Source organism: Streptomyces sp. So13.3, assembly GCF_005860785.2.
GTDB lineage: Bacteria > Actinomycetota > Actinomycetes > Streptomycetales > Streptomycetaceae > Actinacidiphila > Actinacidiphila fildesensis.
Genome location: NZ_CP048835.1, coordinates 4980038 through 4997921, shown reverse-complemented (window position 1 = coordinate 4997921; position 17884 = coordinate 4980038). Strand labels below are relative to the sequence as shown.

The 17884-nt window shown below is 68.8% G+C and carries 17 protein-coding genes; 9 read left to right on the top strand and 8 right to left on the bottom strand.

The window, feature by feature from the left end:
* Positions 1-2: 2 nt before the first annotated feature.
* The gene (dnaN, locus tag C8250_RS22465; RefSeq protein WP_138351178.1) at positions 3-1133 is read right to left on the bottom strand and encodes a DNA polymerase III subunit beta; all 1131 of its coding nucleotides are present in this window, start codon (positions 1131-1133) and stop codon (positions 3-5) included.
* Positions 1134-1966: 833 nt separating this feature from the next.
* Positions 1967-3739, bottom strand: a complete 1773-nt coding sequence (dnaA, locus tag C8250_RS22460; RefSeq protein ID WP_138351177.1) for a chromosomal replication initiator protein DnaA — start codon at positions 3737-3739, stop codon at positions 1967-1969.
* Positions 3740-4135: 396 nt separating this feature from the next.
* Between dnaA and rpmH the strand changes: the two genes are divergently transcribed.
* From rpmH to C8250_RS22415, 9 genes are all read left to right on the top strand, one after another.
* Entirely contained in the window at positions 4136-4273 is a 138-nt protein-coding gene (gene rpmH / locus C8250_RS22455; protein WP_138351176.1) for a 50S ribosomal protein L34, read from the top strand.
* Between the two features lie 19 nt (positions 4274-4292).
* Positions 4293-4664: a ribonuclease P protein component gene (rnpA, locus tag C8250_RS22450; RefSeq protein WP_138351175.1), complete on the top strand. Its 372-nt coding sequence runs from the start codon at positions 4293-4295 to the stop codon at positions 4662-4664.
* Positions 4661-4993: a membrane protein insertion efficiency factor YidD gene (yidD, locus tag C8250_RS22445; protein ID WP_138351174.1), complete on the top strand. Its 333-nt coding sequence runs from the start codon at positions 4661-4663 to the stop codon at positions 4991-4993. Before rnpA ends, yidD begins: the two co-directional genes overlap by 4 nt.
* A 3-nt stretch (positions 4994-4996) precedes the next feature.
* Positions 4997-6136 (top strand): membrane protein insertase YidC, encoded by a 1140-nt coding sequence (gene yidC, locus C8250_RS22440; protein WP_138351173.1) that lies wholly within the window; start codon positions 4997-4999, stop codon positions 6134-6136.
* A 26-nt stretch (positions 6137-6162) separates the two neighbouring features.
* Positions 6163-6681, top strand: coding sequence for a R3H domain-containing nucleic acid-binding protein (locus C8250_RS22435; protein WP_138351172.1), 519 nt, complete (start codon positions 6163-6165; stop codon positions 6679-6681).
* Positions 6682-6783: 102 nt separating this feature from the next.
* The gene (rsmG, locus tag C8250_RS22430) at positions 6784-7548 is read left to right on the top strand and encodes a 16S rRNA (guanine(527)-N(7))-methyltransferase RsmG (protein WP_138351171.1); all 765 of its coding nucleotides are present in this window, start codon (positions 6784-6786) and stop codon (positions 7546-7548) included.
* 233 nt (positions 7549-7781) lie between these two features.
* On the top strand, positions 7782-8831 hold the full coding sequence (locus C8250_RS22425) for a ParA family protein (protein WP_138351170.1): 1050 nt from the start codon (positions 7782-7784) through the stop codon (positions 8829-8831).
* A complete protein-coding gene (locus C8250_RS22420) occupies positions 8828-9922 on the top strand; it encodes a ParB/RepB/Spo0J family partition protein (protein WP_138351169.1) in 1095 nt (364 codons plus the stop codon). Before C8250_RS22425 ends, C8250_RS22420 begins: the two co-directional genes overlap by 4 nt.
* A gap of 263 nt (positions 9923-10185) precedes the next feature.
* A complete protein-coding gene (locus tag C8250_RS22415) occupies positions 10186-10803 on the top strand; it encodes a GNAT family N-acetyltransferase (protein WP_138351168.1) in 618 nt (205 codons plus the stop codon).
* A 96-nt stretch (positions 10804-10899) separates the two neighbouring features.
* Here C8250_RS22415 and trxA read toward each other — a convergent pair whose 3' ends face one another.
* From trxA to murJ, 6 genes are all read right to left on the bottom strand, one after another.
* The gene (gene trxA, locus C8250_RS22410) at positions 10900-11238 is read right to left on the bottom strand and encodes a thioredoxin (RefSeq protein ID WP_138351167.1); all 339 of its coding nucleotides are present in this window, start codon (positions 11236-11238) and stop codon (positions 10900-10902) included.
* 48 nt (positions 11239-11286) lie between these two features.
* Entirely contained in the window at positions 11287-12237 is a 951-nt protein-coding gene (gene trxB / locus C8250_RS22405; protein WP_138351166.1) for a thioredoxin-disulfide reductase, read from the bottom strand.
* A 101-nt stretch (positions 12238-12338) separates the two neighbouring features.
* Positions 12339-13241, bottom strand: a complete 903-nt coding sequence (locus tag C8250_RS22400; protein ID WP_244809287.1) for a hypothetical protein — start codon at positions 13239-13241, stop codon at positions 12339-12341.
* A complete protein-coding gene (gene sigM, locus C8250_RS22395) occupies positions 13238-13915 on the bottom strand; it encodes an RNA polymerase sigma factor SigM (protein ID WP_138351165.1) in 678 nt (225 codons plus the stop codon). Before sigM ends, C8250_RS22400 begins: the two co-directional genes overlap by 4 nt.
* A 21-nt stretch (positions 13916-13936) precedes the next feature.
* Positions 13937-15640, bottom strand: a complete 1704-nt coding sequence (locus C8250_RS22390; protein ID WP_138351164.1) for a protein kinase family protein — start codon at positions 15638-15640, stop codon at positions 13937-13939.
* 124 nt (positions 15641-15764) lie between these two features.
* Positions 15765-17873, bottom strand: coding sequence for a murein biosynthesis integral membrane protein MurJ (murJ, locus tag C8250_RS22385; RefSeq protein WP_138351163.1), 2109 nt, complete (start codon positions 17871-17873; stop codon positions 15765-15767).
* Between the last annotated feature and the right edge of the window lie 11 nt (positions 17874-17884).

Sequence of the window (17884 nt, the reverse complement as noted above, 5' to 3'; positions counted from 1 at the left end):
GCTCAGCCGGAGAGGCGCACCGGCATGATCAGGTACTTGTACGCGTCGTCCGCCTCCGCGTCCACCGCCGGGCGGCCGCTGAGCAGCGCGGGCTTGGTGGAGGTGGTGAAGGAGAGCTGGGCGACCGGCGAGTCGATCGCGCTGAGCCCGTCCAGCAGGAACGTCGGGTTGAAGGCGATCGAGATGTCGTCGCCGTCGAGCTTGGAGTCGACCCGCTCCACAGCCTGTGCATCGTCGCTGGAGCCGGCTTCCAGGGTGAGGACGCCCTGCTCGAAGCTCAGCCGCACCGGGGTGTTCCGCTCGGCGACCAGCGCGACGCGCTTGACGGCCTCGACGAAGGGCGCGGTCTCGATGACGGCGACCGAGGCGAACTCGGTCGGGAAGAGCGTGCGGTATTTGGGCAGGTCGCCTTCGAGCAACCGGGTGGTGGTGCGGCGCCCGGCGCCCTCGAAGCCGATCAGGCCCTCACCGGCGCCGGAGCCCGCCAGCGCGATGGAGACGGTGTCTCCGCTGGTCAGGGACTTGGCGGTGTCCAGCAGGGTCTTGGCGGGCACCAGGGCGACCGCGGAGATGTCCGCCTGCTCGGGCTTCCACATGAACTCGCGGACCGCGAAGCGGTAGCGGTCGGTGGCGGCGAGGGTGACCGTGTCGCCCTCGATCTCGATCCGCACACCGGTCAGCACCGGGAGGGTGTCGTCACGGCCGGCGGCGATGGCCACCTGGGCGGCCGCGGCGGCGAAGACCTCACCGGGCACCGTGCCGGAGGCGACCGGCATCGCGGGCAGTGCCGGGTACTCCTCCACAGGCAGGGTGTGGAGTGTGAATCGCGAGCTGCCGCAGACCACGGTGACCCGGGAGCCCTCGGTGGAGATCTCCACAGGCCTGTTGGGAAGTGCCCGCGTGATGTCGGCGAGCAGGCGGCCGGAAACGAGGACCGTGCCGTCCTCCTCGACCTCCGCGTCGACCGCGACCCGGGCCGAGACCTCGTAGTCGAAGCCGGAGAGGCTGAGCCTGCCCTCCTCCGCCTTCAGCAGCAGTCCGGCGAGGACCGGTACCGGGGGACGGGCCGGAAGGCTGCGGGCTGCCCAAGCCACTGCCTCGGCGAGTACGTCGCGCTCCACCCGGATCTTCACCGGAACCGCCTCCTGCTTGTTGCTGGCTGTCGGTGAACAGTCTGACAGCCGCCGCCGACAGTCGGTGCGGGTTGAGGTCAAGCCGGGCAGGGCGGTGTCGGGCGGCTCCGGCCCGAGTTGTTCACAGCCCATGCTTCCAAGCAGGTTCCCAGTTATCTATACGTAGTCGTAGTAATAGGTGTTGTGGATACCGTGGATAAGTGGTTCCTGCGCAGGTCAGAGCACGTTTTTTATCCACCGCGCCTGTGGGCGGAGGCGGTGCATAACCACCCGCTTCTGTGGACAGCCAGAAGTTGTGCACACCGCATACACAGGGGACCCCCACTTCTCCCCAGCACTGTCCCCAGAAATACCCGGGTTCTCCCCAGCCCAATCCACCCCCTTGGTGTGACGCGGTTCACTCTCCCCGGGGACAGACGCCGTTTTGTTGCCGAACAGTGGACAAACGTGTGGAGAAGCTGTGTACAACCCCCTTCAGGCTGTGGGCGGCCGGTGGACAACCTCCGGACCGACCGGTAACCACAATCTCTGTCCACAGGCTGTGGACGAAGGTTTCCCACAAATCCACAACCCACTGACCTCGCCTGATGAGTATGCAGCGGGCCTGCCTGTGGAGGCAGTTGGGACAACTTCCCAGTCCCCAGGGTGTGGACGGCCGTTTCCGGCCCAACCTGTGGAGAAGCCCCGGTCAGGACCCGGGATTCGAACAAAAAGAAGCGCCCCGGGAGTTCGACTCCCGGGGCGCTGAACGTTTCCACCGTGCTTCAGCTGTCATTGAGGCCGTGATTGAGGCCGTTGTCCGAGCCCTGGACGGGCCCTGGACGCGCTCAGGATCAGCTCTTGATGCGGTTCGTCAGCTCGGTCACCTGGTTGTAGATGGACCGCCGTTCGGCCATCAGCGCCCGGATCTTGCGGTCCGCGTGCATCACCGTCGTGTGGTCGCGGCCGCCGAACAGCGCGCCGATCTTCGGCAGCGACAGGTCCGTCAGCTCACGGCACAGGTACATCGCGATCTGACGGGCGGTGACCAGCACCCGGCTGCGCGAGGATCCGCACAGGTCGTCCACGGCCAGACCGAAGTACGCCGCGGTCTCCGCCATGATCGCGGGCCCGGTGATGTCCGGCACCGAGTCCTCGCCGCCCGGGATCAGGTCCTTGAGGACGATCTCGGTGAGCTGCAGGTCCACCGGCTGCCGGTTCAGGCTCGCGAACGCGGTGACGCGGATCAGCGCGCCCTCCAGCTCGCGGATGTTCCGCGAGATACGCGAGGCGATGAACTCCAGCACCTCGGGCGGGGCGTTGAGCTGCTCCTGCACCGCTTTCTTGCGCAGGATCGCGATCCGGGTCTCCAGCTCGGGCGGCTGGACGTCCGTGATCAGGCCCCACTCGAAGCGGTTGCGCAGCCGGTCCTCGAGGGTGACCAGCTGCTTGGGCGGCCGGTCGGAGGAGAGCACGATCTGCTTGTTCGCGTTGTGCAGGGTGTTGAAGGTGTGGAAGAACTCCTCCTGCGTCGACTCCTTGCTCGCGAGGAACTGGATGTCGTCGACCAGCAGGATGTCCATCTCCCGGTACCGCTTGCGGAAGGTGTCGCCCTTCCCGTCGCGGATGGAGTTGATGAACTCGTTGGTGAACTCCTCCGAGCTCACGTACCGCACCCGGGTGCCGGGGTAGAGGCTCCGCGCGTAGTGCCCGATGGCGTGCAGCAGGTGGGTCTTGCCGAGCCCGGACTCCCCGTAGATGAAGAGCGGGTTGTAGGCCTTGGCCGGCGCCTCGGCGACCGCCACGGCCGCCGCGTGCGCGAACCGGTTCGACGAGCCGATGACGAAGGTGTCGAAGAGGTACTTCGGGTTCAGCCGGGCGGTCGGCTCGTTCGGGGCACTGCCCTGGCTGCTGCGGCCGGGGGGCGCCTGGTCGTGGCGGCCCTGCTGGTCGCGGTGTCCGTCCCGGGGTCCGGAGTCGTGGCGCCCCGAGTCGTGCCGGTCGCGCTCCGGCGGCTGCGACCGGTAGCCGGACTGCGGCGCCGGCGGATAGGACTCACGGTCGCGGTCCGCCGGGTAGCGGTCCCGGTCGCTCTGGTAGCTGTCGCGCTCCTGGAAGCCGCCGAGCCGCGGCTGCTGCCAGGGGTCGTCGGCGGCGGGCCGGGGCGGCCACTCGTCGGTGCCCGGGCGTCCTGGCGGGTGGTCGGGGTAGGCCCGGCGCATCCGGGGGCCGTCGTCGTGGGACGGGCGGTCGGACTGCGGCCGGTCGTAGGACTCGTCGTACTCCCGCCGGTGCTGGCCGTACGGAGCGGGCTCCTGGACCGGCTCCTGCGGGGCCGGCGCCGGACCGTCCTGGTCGCCGCCGGACGCGACGGCGATGGCGATGCCGACCGGGTGTCCGAACTCACGGCTGAGGACTTCGGTGATCAGTGGCAGCAGGCGCCCTTCGAGGACGCTCTTGGCGAACTCGTTCGGGGCGGACAGCACCGCGGTGCCCGCGACGAGGGCGAGCGGCTGGGTGCGCTTGAGCCACTCCGCGTCCTTCGGCTTGAGGTCCTCGCTCTCCACCAGGATCTTCTGGAGTACGCGGGGCCACACTGCGGCTAGATCGGCAGATACGTCAGCCACAGTGCACGCTCTCTCAGTCGCTGGTGGTGCCGAGGAATCCCACGAAGGTGTGGTTCTTGGGACGGACGGGAAGGATGTCGGGTCGGGTGTGCGGTAGATGCCCGAGTTCGGCCACGGTAGTCAGCGCAGGCCCAGTGGTTCAAGTCGTTGTCCACAGGCTGTGCACAAACGGAGCCCCAGGTGACCCCGGTTTGACCGGATGGGTCAACCGCACGTACCGTATCGAGGTCGAGTTGTCGATGGCTGCTGCCGCCTGCCTACCGATGGGCGAGGATCTACCGGGACCCCCTGGAAGATCGTCAAGCGGTGCACCTAAATGGTCCGCGAGTTTTTCGTGGGCGCACGGTGACAGCCAGGCGACGTCCCGCCTCATCCGATTTTCCCTGGAGCCCCCGAGTGAGCAAGCGCACCTTCCAGCCGAACAACCGCCGCCGCGCCAAGACCCACGGCTTCCGTCTGCGGATGCGCACGCGTGCAGGCCGCGCCATCCTGGCGACGCGCCGCGTCAAGGGCCGCGCCCGCCTGTCCGCCTGATCGCAACAGGTCACATGCCGTGCTGCCCACCGAGAATCGGCTGAGGCGGCGCCAGGACTTCGCGGCAGCGGTACGCCGAGGACGCCGAGCGGGTCGCCCGCTTCTGGTTGTCCATCTGCAGGCAGAGACCATGGACCCGCACGTATCGGGGGGGATCACTCCCCCGGCACGTGCGGGTTTCGTCGTGAGCAAAGCAGTCGGCGGAGCCGTGCAGCGCAACCTTGTGAAGCGCCGGCTGCGGCACCTGGTACGCGAGCGGCTGGCCCTGCTGCCCCCCGGTAGCCTGGTAGTCGTACGAGCGCTGCCCGGAGCGGGTGGTGCTGACCATGCACAGCTGGCCCGCGACCTGGACGCCGCCCTGCAGCGGCTGCTGGGAGGGGTTGCGCGATGAAGTACCCACTGCTGGCGCTGATCAAGGTGTACCAGTGGACCATCAGCCCCTTGCTGGGCCCGGTCTGCCGGTACTACCCCTCCTGCTCGCACTACGGGTACACGGCCATCGACGTGCATGGAGCGGTAAAGGGGTCGGCACTGACCGCCTGGCGCATCCTGCGGTGCAATCCGTGGTCGCCCGGTGGTGTCGATCATGTTCCGCCACGTAAACGCCCCCCGTGGCACGATCGGCTGCGCAACTTGTTGCGCAACAGCAAGGGCGGTCCCTCCGCCGTCGCTGAGACCAGCCCGGCCGCAGAGACCTCGCCCCATGCTCAAGGAGCCTGATTAGTGGACACGATCTCGAATCTGTTCAGTTTTATCACCACGCCGGTCTCCTGGATCATCGTCCAGTTCCACTCGGTGTACGGGAAGATCTTCGGCGCCGACAGTGGCTGGGCCTGGGGCCTGTCCATCGTGTCGCTCGTGGTCCTGATCCGGATCTGTCTGATCCCGCTGTTCGTGAAGCAGATCAAGTCGACCCGCAACATGCAGGCGCTCCAGCCGAAGATGAAGGCGATCCAGGAGCGCTACAAGAGCGACAAGCAGCGACAGTCCGAAGAGATGATGAAGCTGTACAAGGAGACGGGTACCAACCCGCTCTCCTCGTGCCTGCCGATCATCGCCCAGTCGCCGTTCTTCTTCGCCCTGTACCGCGTGCTGAGCAGCATCGCCAACGGCGACACGATCGGTGCGATCAACCAGCCGCTGCTGGACAGCGCCAAGAAGGCGCACATCTTCGGTGCTCCGCTGGCGGCCAAGTTCACCGAGAGTTCCGACAAGGTCGCGGCGCTGGGTGCCTCCATCACCGACGTCCGGGTCGTCACCGCGATCATGATCGTCATGATGTCGGCGTCGCAGTTCTACACGCAGCGCCAGCTGATGACGAAGAACGTCGACATGACGGTCAAGACGCCGTTCATGCAGCAGCAGAAGATGCTGATGTACGTCTTCCCCGTCATGTTCGCCGTGATGGGTATCAACTTCCCCGTGGGTGTCCTCGTCTACTGGCTGACCACCAACCTGTGGACCATGGGCCAGCAGATGTTCGTCATCCGCCGGAACCCGACGCCGGGCAGCCTGGCCTTCAAGCAGCGCCAGGACCGGCTGCGGGCCAAGGGCAAGCTGGTGGAGCCGCCCGAGGAGATCGCGGCCAAGGAGGCCGTCGAGGTCGCCCGCGCCAACCGCCAGCAGCCGAAGCGGCAGACCAAGGCGCGCCGTACGACGGCCGCCGGCGCCGCTCAGGGTTCCGCGTCCGGATCGTCGGCCTCGGCCGCTTCGGACAAGACCGGTGACAAGCCGAGCCTGACGAAGAAGGAGCCCGAGGACGCCAAGCCGTCCGGCGGCTCCACCGCGTCCGGCTCCCCCAGAACGTCCAAGGGCGGACAGCGCAAGGGTCAGCAGCGCCCCAAGCACCCGTCCAAGAAGTAGTGCAGAACCTGATGAGGAGCCCATCCGTGACGGAAGGCAACAGCACCACTGTGACCGACGGCGGCTCCGCCGATCGCCTGTCCCGCCTTGAGCAGGAAGGCGAGATCGCAGCCGACTACCTGGAGGGTCTGCTCGACATCGCGGACCTCGACGGGGACATCGACATGGATGTCGAGGGCGAGCGAGCTGCTGTCTCGATCGTCGGCGACTCCTCCAGCCGTGACCTGAACAAGCTGGTCGGGCGGGACGGCGAGGTGCTTGAGGCACTGCAGGAGCTGACGCGTCTCGCGGTGCACCGGGAGACCGGCGACCGCAGTCGGCTGATGCTGGACATCGGTGGCTTCCGGGCCCGTAAGCGGACCGAGCTGGCGCTGCTGGGCGCCAAGGCGGCGGACGAGGCGAAGGACACCGGGCAGCCGGTCAAGCTGGACCCGATGACGCCGTTCGAGCGCAAGGTCGTGCATGACGCGGTCGCCGCCGCGGGGCTGCGCAGCGAGTCCGAGGGCGAGGAGCCCGAGCGCCGGGTGGTCGTGCTTCCGGTCTGATCGGGCCGAGCACGGCCCGGTACGGCTCAGTCGGCCCCGTCTGCTCGCGGACGGGGCCGATCCTTGTAAGCCTGGAAGTCGCGGTGTGCGGCAACGGGATCGATGGAAAGGACAGTCCTCGTGACGGAGGCAGCGGCGGAGGCGGCGGCGGAACTTCCCGCACCGCCCGAGCAGGCGCAGGCAGTGTTCGGCGAGCGTTTCGCCGATGCGGTCCGCTATGCGGAGCTGCTGGCCGACGCGGGGGTGCGCCGGGGGCTGATCGGTCCTCGTGAGGTGCCCCGGCTGTGGGAGCGGCATCTGCTGAACTGTGCGGTGCTCTCCGAGGTGATCCCGCAGGACATGACGGTGTGCGATGTGGGCTCCGGGGCGGGACTGCCCGGGATTCCGCTGGCGCTGGCCCGCCCTGATCTGCAGATCACCCTGCTGGAGCCGCTGCTGCGGCGGACCACGTTCCTCGACGAGGTGGTCAAGCTACTGGCGCTGTCCAATGTGACCGTGGTTCGGGGGCGTGCCGAGGAGATGGTGGGCAAGCTCCCGGCGGTGGATGTGGTGACGGCCCGCGCGGTGGCCCCGCTGGAGCGGCTGGCCGGCTGGGGGCTTCCGCTGCTGCGTCCGCACGGCGAGATGGCCGTTCTGAAGGGGGACACGGCCGAGGAGGAGCTGAAGGCGGCGCGGGCCGCGCTCGGCCGGCTCGGTGCCGTGGAGAGCTCGGTGGTGCAGGTCGGCGAGGGCGTGGTGGATCCGCTGTCGACGGTGGTGCGGGTCGTGGTCGGGGAGAGCCCCGGCGGCGTGCGGGCGGCGACGCGCAGGGCGAAGGCGGCGCGAGCCAGCCGGGCGGCGAAGAACTCGGGCCGGCGCCGGTACTGAGGCGCGTTCTACTCCATACAAACGGCCAAAACGACATAATCCGGAGTGTCTCCGGGATAACGGGCACATCGCTGTGCATCGTGTTCCACGTGAAACGTCGCTCCCTGCTCCCAGGAGTCCTCAGCCGCGGTCGTGCCGCGGCTGAGGCGCGCGCCAAGAAGCCCTCAAAGTCGGCCCATGAGGTGGATTCATCCACAGGCAGTCGGGCCTCGCTGGTTCACGACCCCGAAAGCATGGCAGGCTCTGTGCATTGCGAGCCTGTAGTCGAGGAGAGTGAATCCTTGCGGTCCGACGCCAACATCGCGGGGCCGATGACCGATCCGGTCCCCGGTCCCCGTTCGGAATCATTCGGGGGTGATGTTTCACGTGAAACATTGCCCCCGATGGACGACACCCCCATCGGTCGCGCCGCCCAGTTGGCGGTCGAAGCGCTCGGTCGGGCCGGCGAGGGGCTCCCTCGGCCGGCTCAGACCCGAGTGATGGTGGTGGCCAATCAGAAGGGCGGGGTCGGGAAGACCACGACCACGGTCAACCTTGCCGCATCGCTCGCCCTGCACGGGGCGCGGGTGCTGGTGATCGACCTCGATCCCCAGGGCAACGCCTCCACGGCGCTGGGCATCGACCACCATGCCGATGTGCCGTCGATCTATGACGTCCTGGTGGAGAGCCGACCGCTCTCCGAGGTCGTACAGCCGGTCCTCGATGTCGAGGGGCTGTTCTGTGCGCCGGCCACGATCGACCTCGCCGGTGCCGAGATCGAGCTCGTGTCCCTGGTGGCACGGGAGAGCCGGCTGCAGCGGGCCATCGAGGCCTATGAGCAGCCGCTGGACTATGTCCTCATCGACTGCCCGCCGTCGCTCGGCCTGCTCACCGTCAACGCTCTGGTGGCCGGCGCCGAGGTGGTCATCCCGATCCAGTGCGAGTATTACGCGCTGGAAGGCCTGGGGCAGCTGCTGAAGAACGTGGATCTGGTCCGCGCTCATCTCAACCCCAAGCTGCATGTATCAACCATCCTGTTGACCATGTACGACGGCCGGACCCGGCTCGCCGCGCAGGTCGCGGATGAGGTGCGTACCCACTTCGGCAAGGAAGTGCTGCGCACGAGCATCCCGCGCTCGGTCCGGATCTCGGAGGCACCCAGCTACGGCCAGACCGTGCTGACCTACGACCCGGGCTCCAGCGGGGCACTGTCCTACCTCGAAGCGGCGCGTGAGATGGCGTTGCGCGGCGCCGAGGGCACCAATGAGCATGATCAGCACAGCATGTCGGAGGGGATCCAGTGAGTGATCGACGCAGAGGGCTCGGCCGTGGTCTAGGCGCGCTGATCCCGGCGGCACCGTCATCGGCGGGTACATCGCCGTCAGCGGTACCGCTGCTGACCGCGGACCGGAGCTTGCTGGCGGCCACCAAGGTCGCCGGTCTGAACTCCAGAGCCCAGGATGCTCCGCCGACGGTGGACATCCCGGTTTCACGTGAAACAGAGCCGGATCCGCCGGCAGCCGAAGCGCCCCCGGCGCCGAGCGCCTACTTCGCCGAGCTGCCGATCGACTCGATCACGCCGAACTCGCGTCAGCCCCGTGAGGTGTTCGACGAAGAGGCGCTGAACGAGCTCATCACCTCCATCAAGGAAGTGGGCCTGCTCCAGCCGGTCGTCGTGCGACAGGCGGGGCCGGAGCGCTATGAGCTCATCATGGGCGAGCGCCGGTGGCGGGCCTGCCGGGAGGCCGGTCTGGAGAACATCCCGGCCATCGTCCGGGCGACCGAGGACGAGAAGCTTCTCCTGGACGCGCTCCTGGAGAACCTGCACCGCGCCCAGCTGAACCCGCTGGAAGAGGCGGCGGCCTACGACCAGCTGCTGCGCGACTTCGCCTGCACGCATGAGCAGTTGGCCGACCGGATCGGGCGCTCACGCTCCCAGGTCTCCAACACGCTGCGCCTGCTGAAGCTCTCTGCACCCGTGCAGCGACGGGTCGCGGCCGGAGTGATCTCCTTCGGACACGCGCGCGCTCTGCTCTCCCTGGAGGACGGGGAGGATCAGGATCTGCTGGCGCACCGCATCGTGGCCGAGGGGCTGTCGGTGCGGGCGGTCGAAGAGATCGTCACCCTGATGAACGCCGAGCCGCAGAGCGCGAAGAAGGCGGTGGGCCCGAGGGCCGGACGGCGGGTCTCCCCGGCGCTGACCAATCTCGCCACCCGGCTGTCGGACCGGTTCGACACCCGGGTGAAGGTCGACCTGGGGCAGAAGCGCGGAAAGATCGTGGTGGAGTTCGCCTCGATAGAGGATCTGGAGCGGATCCTGGGGACGATGGCCCCCGGTGAAGGCAAGGTCCTGGAGAGCAGGCTCGACGAGGAGTCCGACGACGACGTCGAATGAGTCCGCCGTTCAGGGGAGCGGGTGGTGTTCCGGCCGGAACACCACCCGCTCTTTGCTTGTCCTCAGTGTCCTGGGACAGGGGGCGAGACTACGATGCGTAGGGGTAGGGAGCCTCTCTGGGGAGGGAAGCCCATGCGTGCGTCGAAGGTCGGACTGGAGCACGAGCGGCACATGGCCGCTCTCGTAGCAGCGGGACTGGGCTTGGGGGCGGTGGGGGGATTCGTGGGCAGTTTGGTTCGCGACAGAAATGAGGGCCTGGCCGTATGGGGCGTCGGCTCGTTCCGCTCACGTTGGACAACCTCTCGGATCTCCCCAAGCGCTGCAGATCGTGCGTCTTCTGGGAACTCGATCCGGTAAGCGGTGAGGCCGCCGTGCAGGCGGGCAAGCCGGAGCTGGAGAAGGAGGCCTGGATCTCCGCGGTCCTGCTGGAGTGGGGCTCGTGCGGCCGGGTGGTGTACGTCGACGACGTCCCGGCCGGCTTCGTCCTCTACGCGCCGCCGGCGTATGTCCCGCGCTCCATGGCCTTTCCCACCAGTCCGGTGTCACCGGACGCCGTGCAGCTGATGACCGCCAGGATCATGCCCGGGTACCAGGGGCAGGGCATCGGGCGGGTATTGGTGCAGACGGTCGCCAAGGACCTGGTACGCCGTGGAGTCAAAGCGGTCGAGGCGTTCGGCGACGCCAAGTGGGCCGAGCCGGGCTGTGTCCTGCCGGCCGACCACCTACTCGCGGTGGGCTTCAAGACGGTACGCGCCCATCCGCGTTATCCCCGGCTGCGGCTGGAGCTGCGATCGACGATCTCCTGGAAGGAAGACGTCGAGATGGCGATCGACCGGCTGCTGGGAGCCGTCCAGAAGGAGCCGGTCCTCAGGCCACTGTGAGGTGTGGACACCCCGGAACGCGAACAGGCCCGCTCCTTCGAGGAGCGGGCCTGTTTCACGTGGAACGGTCGAACGGTGGAACCGGACGACGTCGTCTCAGACGGCGTCGCCGATGAAGTCCGCCAGATCGCGCTTGATGGCGGCCTTCGGCTTGGCGCCGACGATGGTCTTCACGACCTCGCCGCCCTTGTAGACGTTGAGCGTCGGGATCGACATCACGCCGTACTTGGCAGCGGTGACCGGGTTCTCGTCGATGTTGAGCTTGACGATGGTGATGTCCTCGGCGTGCTCCTCGGCGATCGCCTCCAGGGAGGGGGCGATCTGCCGGCACGGGCCGCACCACTCGGCCCAGAAGTCGACCAGCACGGGCTTGTCGCTGGCGAGGACCTCCTCGGCGAAGGTCGCGTCGGTCACAATCTTGGTCTTGCCGGCCACGGCAGTCTCCTCAGGCTTGATACGTGTGGGGGAGAGGGTTGGTGAGGGTCAGGCGGTCTTCTCGGCGTCCGCGAGGGCGGCGAGGAAGCGTTCGGCGTCCAGCGCGGCCGAGCAGCCGGTGCCGGCCGCCGTGATCGCCTGACGGTAGGTGTGGTCCACGACGTCACCGGCGGCGAAGACACCGGAGATGTTGGTACGGGTGCTGGGCGCGTCGACCGTGAGGTATCCCTCGCCGTCCAGTTCCAGCACACCCTTGAACAGCTCGGTGCGCGGGTCGTGGCCGATGGCGATGAACAGCCCGGTGACGGGCAGCTCCGAGCTCTCACCGTTCTTGGTGCTGCGCAGCGTGAGGCCGGACAGCTTGTTCTCGCCGTGGATCTCAGCGACTTCGCTGTCCCACACGAACGAGATCTTCGGGTCGGCGAAGGCGCGCTCCTGCATGGCCTTCGAGGCACGCAGGCTGTCGCGGCGGTGGACGATCGTCACGGACTTGGCGAAGCGGGAGAGGAACGTCGCTTCCTCGATCGCCGTGTCGCCGCCGCCGATGACGGCGATGTCCTGGTCCTTGAAGAAGAAGCCGTCACAGGTGGCACACCAGGAGACCCCGCGGCCGGAGAGCTGGTCCTCGTTGGGGAGGTTCAGCTTGCGGTGCTGGGAGCCGGTGGTGACGATGACGGCCTTCGCCCGGTGGACGGTGCCCTCGGTGTCGGTGACGGTCTTGATGTCACCGCTGAGGTCCACCGCGACCACGTCGTCGGGGATGAGCTCGGCGCCGAAGCGCTCGGCCTGGGCGCGCATGTTGTCCATGAGGTCCGGGCCGAGGATGCCCTCGCGGAAGCCGGGGAAGTTCTCCACCTCGGTGGTGTTCATCAGCGCACCGCCTGCGGTGACCGATCCCTCGAAGACCAGCGGCTTCAGGGCGGCGCGCGCTGTGTACAGCGCGGCGGTGTAGCCCGCAGGCCCGGATCCGATGATGATCACGTTACGGACGTCGCTCACGGGTGTCTTCCTCGTCTCTACCGACTACTGCGGGGCCCTGGCGGGACTCTCGTCCTGCCTAACGGATCCTAAGGGTCCAGCATTCCCGCAGTGGTACGCCGTCAGCGCGCGTACGTGTCCTGGCGAAGTACCCGGCCCGGCTTGGTGGAGCAGCCGGCGTCCACGACATACAGATCGACATGGGCCGGGTCGCCGGGATGCGGAAGGACCACCAGATACGCGTCGGTGCCCTCGTACGGTTCGTGTGCGGAGGCGAGCGGCTGCTCGGAGCGGTGGATGCCGTTCTGCACACACGGCGGCAGGGGGACGGACTGGGTGCGCAGCGGCGTGGTGGCGGGGGTGTCGGAGCCGAGCGCCGGGGACTGCGGATCCTTGCCGCTGACGACGTGCGCCGGGAGACCCAGGAGCTCATGGACGCGCGCTTTCAGGGCGCTGCCGGCCTCGGCGACATTCGGCGATTCGCCGGGCTGCCGCGCGGTGGCGTGAACGCCCGCGTCCTTTCTGGCCGAATCGTTGGTCTTGTTCGACGTCAGGTCGACGGAGTGCAGCAGGACGCCGCCGAGACCCAGGACCGCGACCGTGGAGGCCGTGACGAGCAGTGTCCTGGCCCAGCGGCGCCGGGGGCGGGCGTGGCCGCGTCCGGGTCCCGTGGAGGCCGGAGAGTGGCCGGTGGGCCGATCGGCCGCCGCCGCTGTTCCACGTGGAACCGATGCGTCGGCTGTTTCACGTGGAACAGCCGGGGGCGCCGTCGAGTCGAGCAGTGCTTCGGCGGCGAGTGCGGCATCGATGCGGCCGGCGATGTCGGCGGGCATGCGCGGGGGGCCGGGGAGTGTGCCTAGCAGGTTGCGGATCTCGTCCAGCGAGGTGCGCACGTCGGAGCAGAGCGCGCAGCCGTCGAGATGGCCGCGTACGTCCGCGGAGCGGCCCGGCGGAAGGAGGCCTTCGGCCAGGTCCGAGATCTCCGAGACCTCGGGGTGTGCGTCCATCCCCGTCGTCGAAGTCACTGGTGGCCACCTCCGCCCTTTTCCGTTGCCGTCTCTGGGACGGATGTCCCCTCCGTCCGGTTCCTTCCCCGGCCTGGGTCCGCGTTACTCCCCTGGTCGGCGCGCAGATGAGTGAGGAGTGGAAGGAGCCGTGCCCGGCCGCGCGCGCATCTGCTCTTCACGGTGCCGGTCGGCACATCGAGTACGGCGGCGGCCTCGGCGACGGGGTAGCCCTGCATGTCCACCAGGACAAGGGCGGCGCGCTGATCGGGAGGCAGGGTGGCCAGGGCGGTGATCAGTTCGCGGTGGAGCTCGCCGCGCTCGGCGGGGGCGGCGGCGGATTCATGCGGTTCGAGGAGCGTCTCGAAGCGGTCCTCGTCGACGACGGGGGAAGTGCGCCGGGAGACGGTTTTGCGCGCCCGGTCCAGGCACGCGTTCACGGTTATCCGGTGCAGCCAGGTGGTCACCGCGGACTGGCCCCGGAAGGTGTGGGCGGCACGGAAGGCGGACACCAGAGCGTCCTGGACGGCGTCGGCGGCTTCCTCGCGGTCCCCCAGAGTGCGCAGAGCGACCGCCCAGAGGCGGTCGCGGTGGCGCCGGACGATCTCCCCGAAGGCGTCGGGGTCTCCCGCGACGTGCCGGGCGAGGAGATCAGCGTCGCTGGCCTCCTCCCCCGGCTTGCTGCCGTCGTCCACAAGCGCCTCCCCGTCCGCTGCTCAGCTGTTGCCGAGGACCTTTATTTCCGTGATGCCGCCACGGAAGCCACCACCGGACTCGGGCGGCAGGTCGGTGATGTGGATCAGGATGTAGCGCGTTTCCACCTGCTGGCCGGCGGTCACCTGAACGGTGCTCCCGGCCTTGGCCGCCGGGGCGAGCCGCTGCGGGAAGGCCGCCAGGGTGGTGGGCTGGGAAGCGTCCGGTGCCGCGGCCAGAACCTCCACGGTCTGGCCGGGTACCCACATCGTGAGGTCGATGCCGGTGACCTTACGCCGGCTGCCCAGGTCGACGATGATGCCACTGCCCTGGATGCGGTTGGGCAGGTTGCCGAAGTTCGACTGGCCCTTGTAGTTGCTGGTGATCCAGGAGGTGTCGGCCTTGCCGTCGACGGCGAACGCGACCTTGTCGGGCGCTATCGGGGCGGCCAGCGGCGAGAACTCACTGGCCGAGGAGATGGCCAGCGGTGTGCCGGGAGCGGCGCTGCTGGGGTCCTGGCCGGCCCGCTGGGAGTTGCCGGTGTCTTCCTTGCTCTGTTCCTCGCGGCCCATGAGGGTGTCCGCGAGCTGCCAGCTGCCCAATCCCAGCGCGGCGATCAGCAGCGCGGAAACGGCCCACTTGAGTACCTTGCCGGTGCGGCCGGGAAGGGCCGGCGGCGGAGCGGGGGACGCCGGTGCCGGCCGGGGCGTGGCGGGCGTCTGGCGGTAGGGGCCCTGCTGGTACGTGGTGCGCTGGTACGGCGAGATGTCCGGCTCAGGGGGCTTGATCCGGGGCAGGCCGGCGACCGCTCGAGCCAGCTCCTCCGGAGTGGTGCACGGCGATTCCTCGCGGGAGGCGGTGGCGCCCTCGTTGACGAGCGCGCGCATAGCGATCTCGGACAGCCCGCGGTGGACCCCCGCGCGCACCTGGTCGGGGGCGACGAGCCCGACGGCCTTGGGCAGGCCGGTGAGGCCGTACGCGTCCTCCTCGTAGGGCCAGCGCCGGGTGAGCGAGGCGTAGAGCAGCGCGCCGATCGCCTCGGTGTCCTCGCGCTGCGGGCGCTCGGACTTCAGGCCGCGCAGCGCGGCGGTGACGGCGAGGCCGCGGATGCGGTACTGCCCGGAACCGGTGCGCAGTACGGAGCCCGGGCTGAGCCGCAGATGCGCCAGTCCCTCGCGGTGGGCGGCGGCCATGGCCTGGGAGACCTGGCTGACCATCTGGTAGGCGTCGTGCGGCTCCAGCGGTCCGGCGGCCAGGCTGTCACTGAGCGCGGCGGCGTCGGGGAGCCATTCGTGGATGACGTAGACGAGGTCGTTCTCCTCGACCGCGTCGAGGACCTGGACGAAACGGGGATCACCCAGGAGTGCGGCCGAACGGGCGGCCGCGAGCACCTGACGGGCCCTGGAGTGGTCGGCGGGCAGGAGATGGATGCCCACGGCACGCCGTAGCTTCTCGTCGACCGCCCGCCAGCTGCTGAAGCCGTCGAGGCGGGTGACGCACTCCTCCAACTGGTAGCGGCGGGCCAGCTTGTGGCCGCTGTGGAGTTCCGGCGGCTTGCTCTTGCCCTTGTGCTGCTCCGCTGCCTCGTCCTGCGGTTCGTCCCGCGCGTCCTGGGGGTTGTCCTGATCCGTCGTCTCGTCGGGTGTGGCCCCGTCCTGCTGGACGGTGGGCGGCGGTTCGCCGCTCTCGTTGGCCACTCCGACGGCAGCCGTACTCCGATCCGCCACCGTCGTTCCTGCCTCCCCATCCGTTGCGCGATCCCACTTCAGAGCCAAGGCCAATTGTGCCCACAGTCCGGCTCTATGCACGACACACGGCGGGAGCCGATGGTTGCCCGCCGTGTTCTTTCGATCAGCGGCCGAGTCTGCCGCGCACCATTCCGACCATCGCGGTCATTTCCTCGATCCTCATACGCTTGGCGGCGATGTAGAAGACGCCGATCAGCAGTGCGCCGCCGACGATCAGGGAGACCAGCGAGCCGGAAGCCCCGCTGCCCAGGGTCCGGGTGATGCCGTAGACCGCGACCCCGGCGGCCAGGGCGGCGGGGACGCAGGCGCCGGTGAGGCGTGCGTACGTCCGGGTGATGCGCTTGCCGTCGAGGTCGCCGCCCAGCCGGGTGCGCAGCCGCCTGACGGCGACGCCGACGCCGACCGCGTAGGCCAGCCCGTAGGAGAAGGCCATACCGACCACGGCCCAGCGGGAGGGGAGCACGACGAAGCAGACCGCGGACGCGACGGCGTTCACCGCGGCGACGATCACCGTGTTGTAGAAGGGGGTGCGGGTGTCCTCGAAGGCGTAGAAGCCGCGCAGCACGACGTACTGCACGGAGAACGGGATCAGTCCGATCCCGAAGGCCATCAGGATGAATCCGATGTTGCGCGCGGAGTCCGTTCCGGTGCCGGCGTACAGCAGGCTGCACATCGGGACGCCGAGGGCGAGGAAGGCGAAGGCGGCCGGGACGATGGCCACGGCCGAGGTGCGCAGGCCGTAGGAGATGTCGTCGCGGACCGCAGGTGAGTCCCCGTCGTGGGCGGCGCGGGAGATCCGGGGCAGCACGGCGGCCATGACGGAGACCGTGATGATCGCCTGCGGCATCTGCCAGATCAGCAGTGCGTTGTTGTAGGCGGTGATGCCGGTGCCCTGGAAACCGAGCTTGTCGGCCTCGGACCCGGCCCAGGTGGCGAGCTGGGTGACGACGATGAGGCCGGCCTGGTTGGCGAGGACGAAGAAGAACGTCCACTTGGCCAGCTTCGCGGCGTGGCCGAGTCCGTGGCCGCGCCAGTCGAAGCGCAGCCGGAACTTGAAGCCCGCCTCGCGCAGATAGGGCAGCATCGCGATGGACTGCACGGCCAGGCCGAGCAGGGTGCCGATGCCGAGCAGCTGGATGCCCTCGGGGGAGATCGTGGTGGCGTCCATCTTGGTCGTGCCGTAGGAGCCGTAGACCCAGATGAACATGCCGAAGGTGAAGATGACGACGATGTTGTTGAGGACCGGGGTCCACATCATCGCGCCGAACTTGCCTCGGGCGTTGAGGATCTGCCCCATCACGACGTGCACACCCATGAAGAAGATCGTGGGCAGGCAGTAGCGGGCGAAGGTCACCGCGACGTCGAAGGTGGCCGGGTTGTCCGCGATCTTCGTGGACATCATGCGGACCAGCAGCGGGGCCGCGATCACGGTGAGCGTGACGATGCCGCCGAGAATGACCATGACGAGGGTCAGCAGCCGGTTCGCGAACGCGGTGCCGCCGTCCTCGTCGTCCTTCATCGCGCGGACCAGCAGCGGGACGAAGACGGAGTTGAGGCCGCCGCCGACGGTGAGGATGTAGATCATCGTGGGCAGGACCATCGCGACCGCGTAGGAGTCGCCGAGGGTGGCGACACCGATCGCCGCGGCGATGACCAGGGTGCGGACGAAGCCGGTGAGGCGGGAGACCAGGGTGCCGGCCGCCATCAGGGCGCTGGACTTCAGGATGCTGCCGCCACGGCCGGCGGAGCGCGGCGCGGGGACCGGGGCCGCCTGCTGCTCCGGCTCGGGCACAACAGGCTCCACGGGCGGCCCGACGGGCGCCGCGGTGGGCTGCTGGTCGCGGTACAGGTGCGCGAACGCGTCGTAGGGGGGCGGCTCCTCGGCCGCGTGGGTCACCAGGTCGTCCACCCCGACGTACTGCGTGGTGGCGTCGTCGCCGTACGGCATCTGGTACTGCTGTTGCTGCGGGGGCCACGGCTGCCCGTAGGGCGGGGGCGGCGGCGGAGGGTGCGCGGCGCGGTCGTAGAGCGCCTCGCCGACGGGGTCCTGCGCGGTCGGATCCTGCTGCTGGTACGGATCGTGGGCGTAGGTGTTCTGCAGATAGGGGTCCGGCGGGACCGGGTGGGAGCCCGGGGGTGGCGGCGGTACCTGTGCGCGCGGATCTCCGGCCGGAGTCTCCCGGTCGCGGTCACCGTCGTACGGCGCGTTCATCTGCCCCACCT

What these genes read in the sequence shown, in the direction of transcription:
- yidD (WP_138351174.1), top strand. Translation starts at nt 4,661, where the DNA reads ATGAAGTACCCACTGCTGGCGCTGATCAAGGTGTACCAGTGGACCATC.
- C8250_RS22415 (WP_138351168.1), top strand. Translation starts at nt 10,186, where the DNA reads ATGGGGCGTCGGCTCGTTCCGCTCACGTTGGACAACCTCTCGGATCTC.
- murJ (WP_138351163.1), bottom strand. Translation starts at nt 17,873, where the DNA reads ATGAACGCGCCGTACGACGGTGACCGCGACCGGGAGACTCCGGCCGGA.
- C8250_RS22425 (WP_138351170.1), top strand. Translation starts at nt 7,782, where the DNA reads ATGGCAGGCTCTGTGCATTGCGAGCCTGTAGTCGAGGAGAGTGAATCC.
- rsmG (WP_138351171.1), top strand. Translation starts at nt 6,784, where the DNA reads ATGGAAAGGACAGTCCTCGTGACGGAGGCAGCGGCGGAGGCGGCGGCG.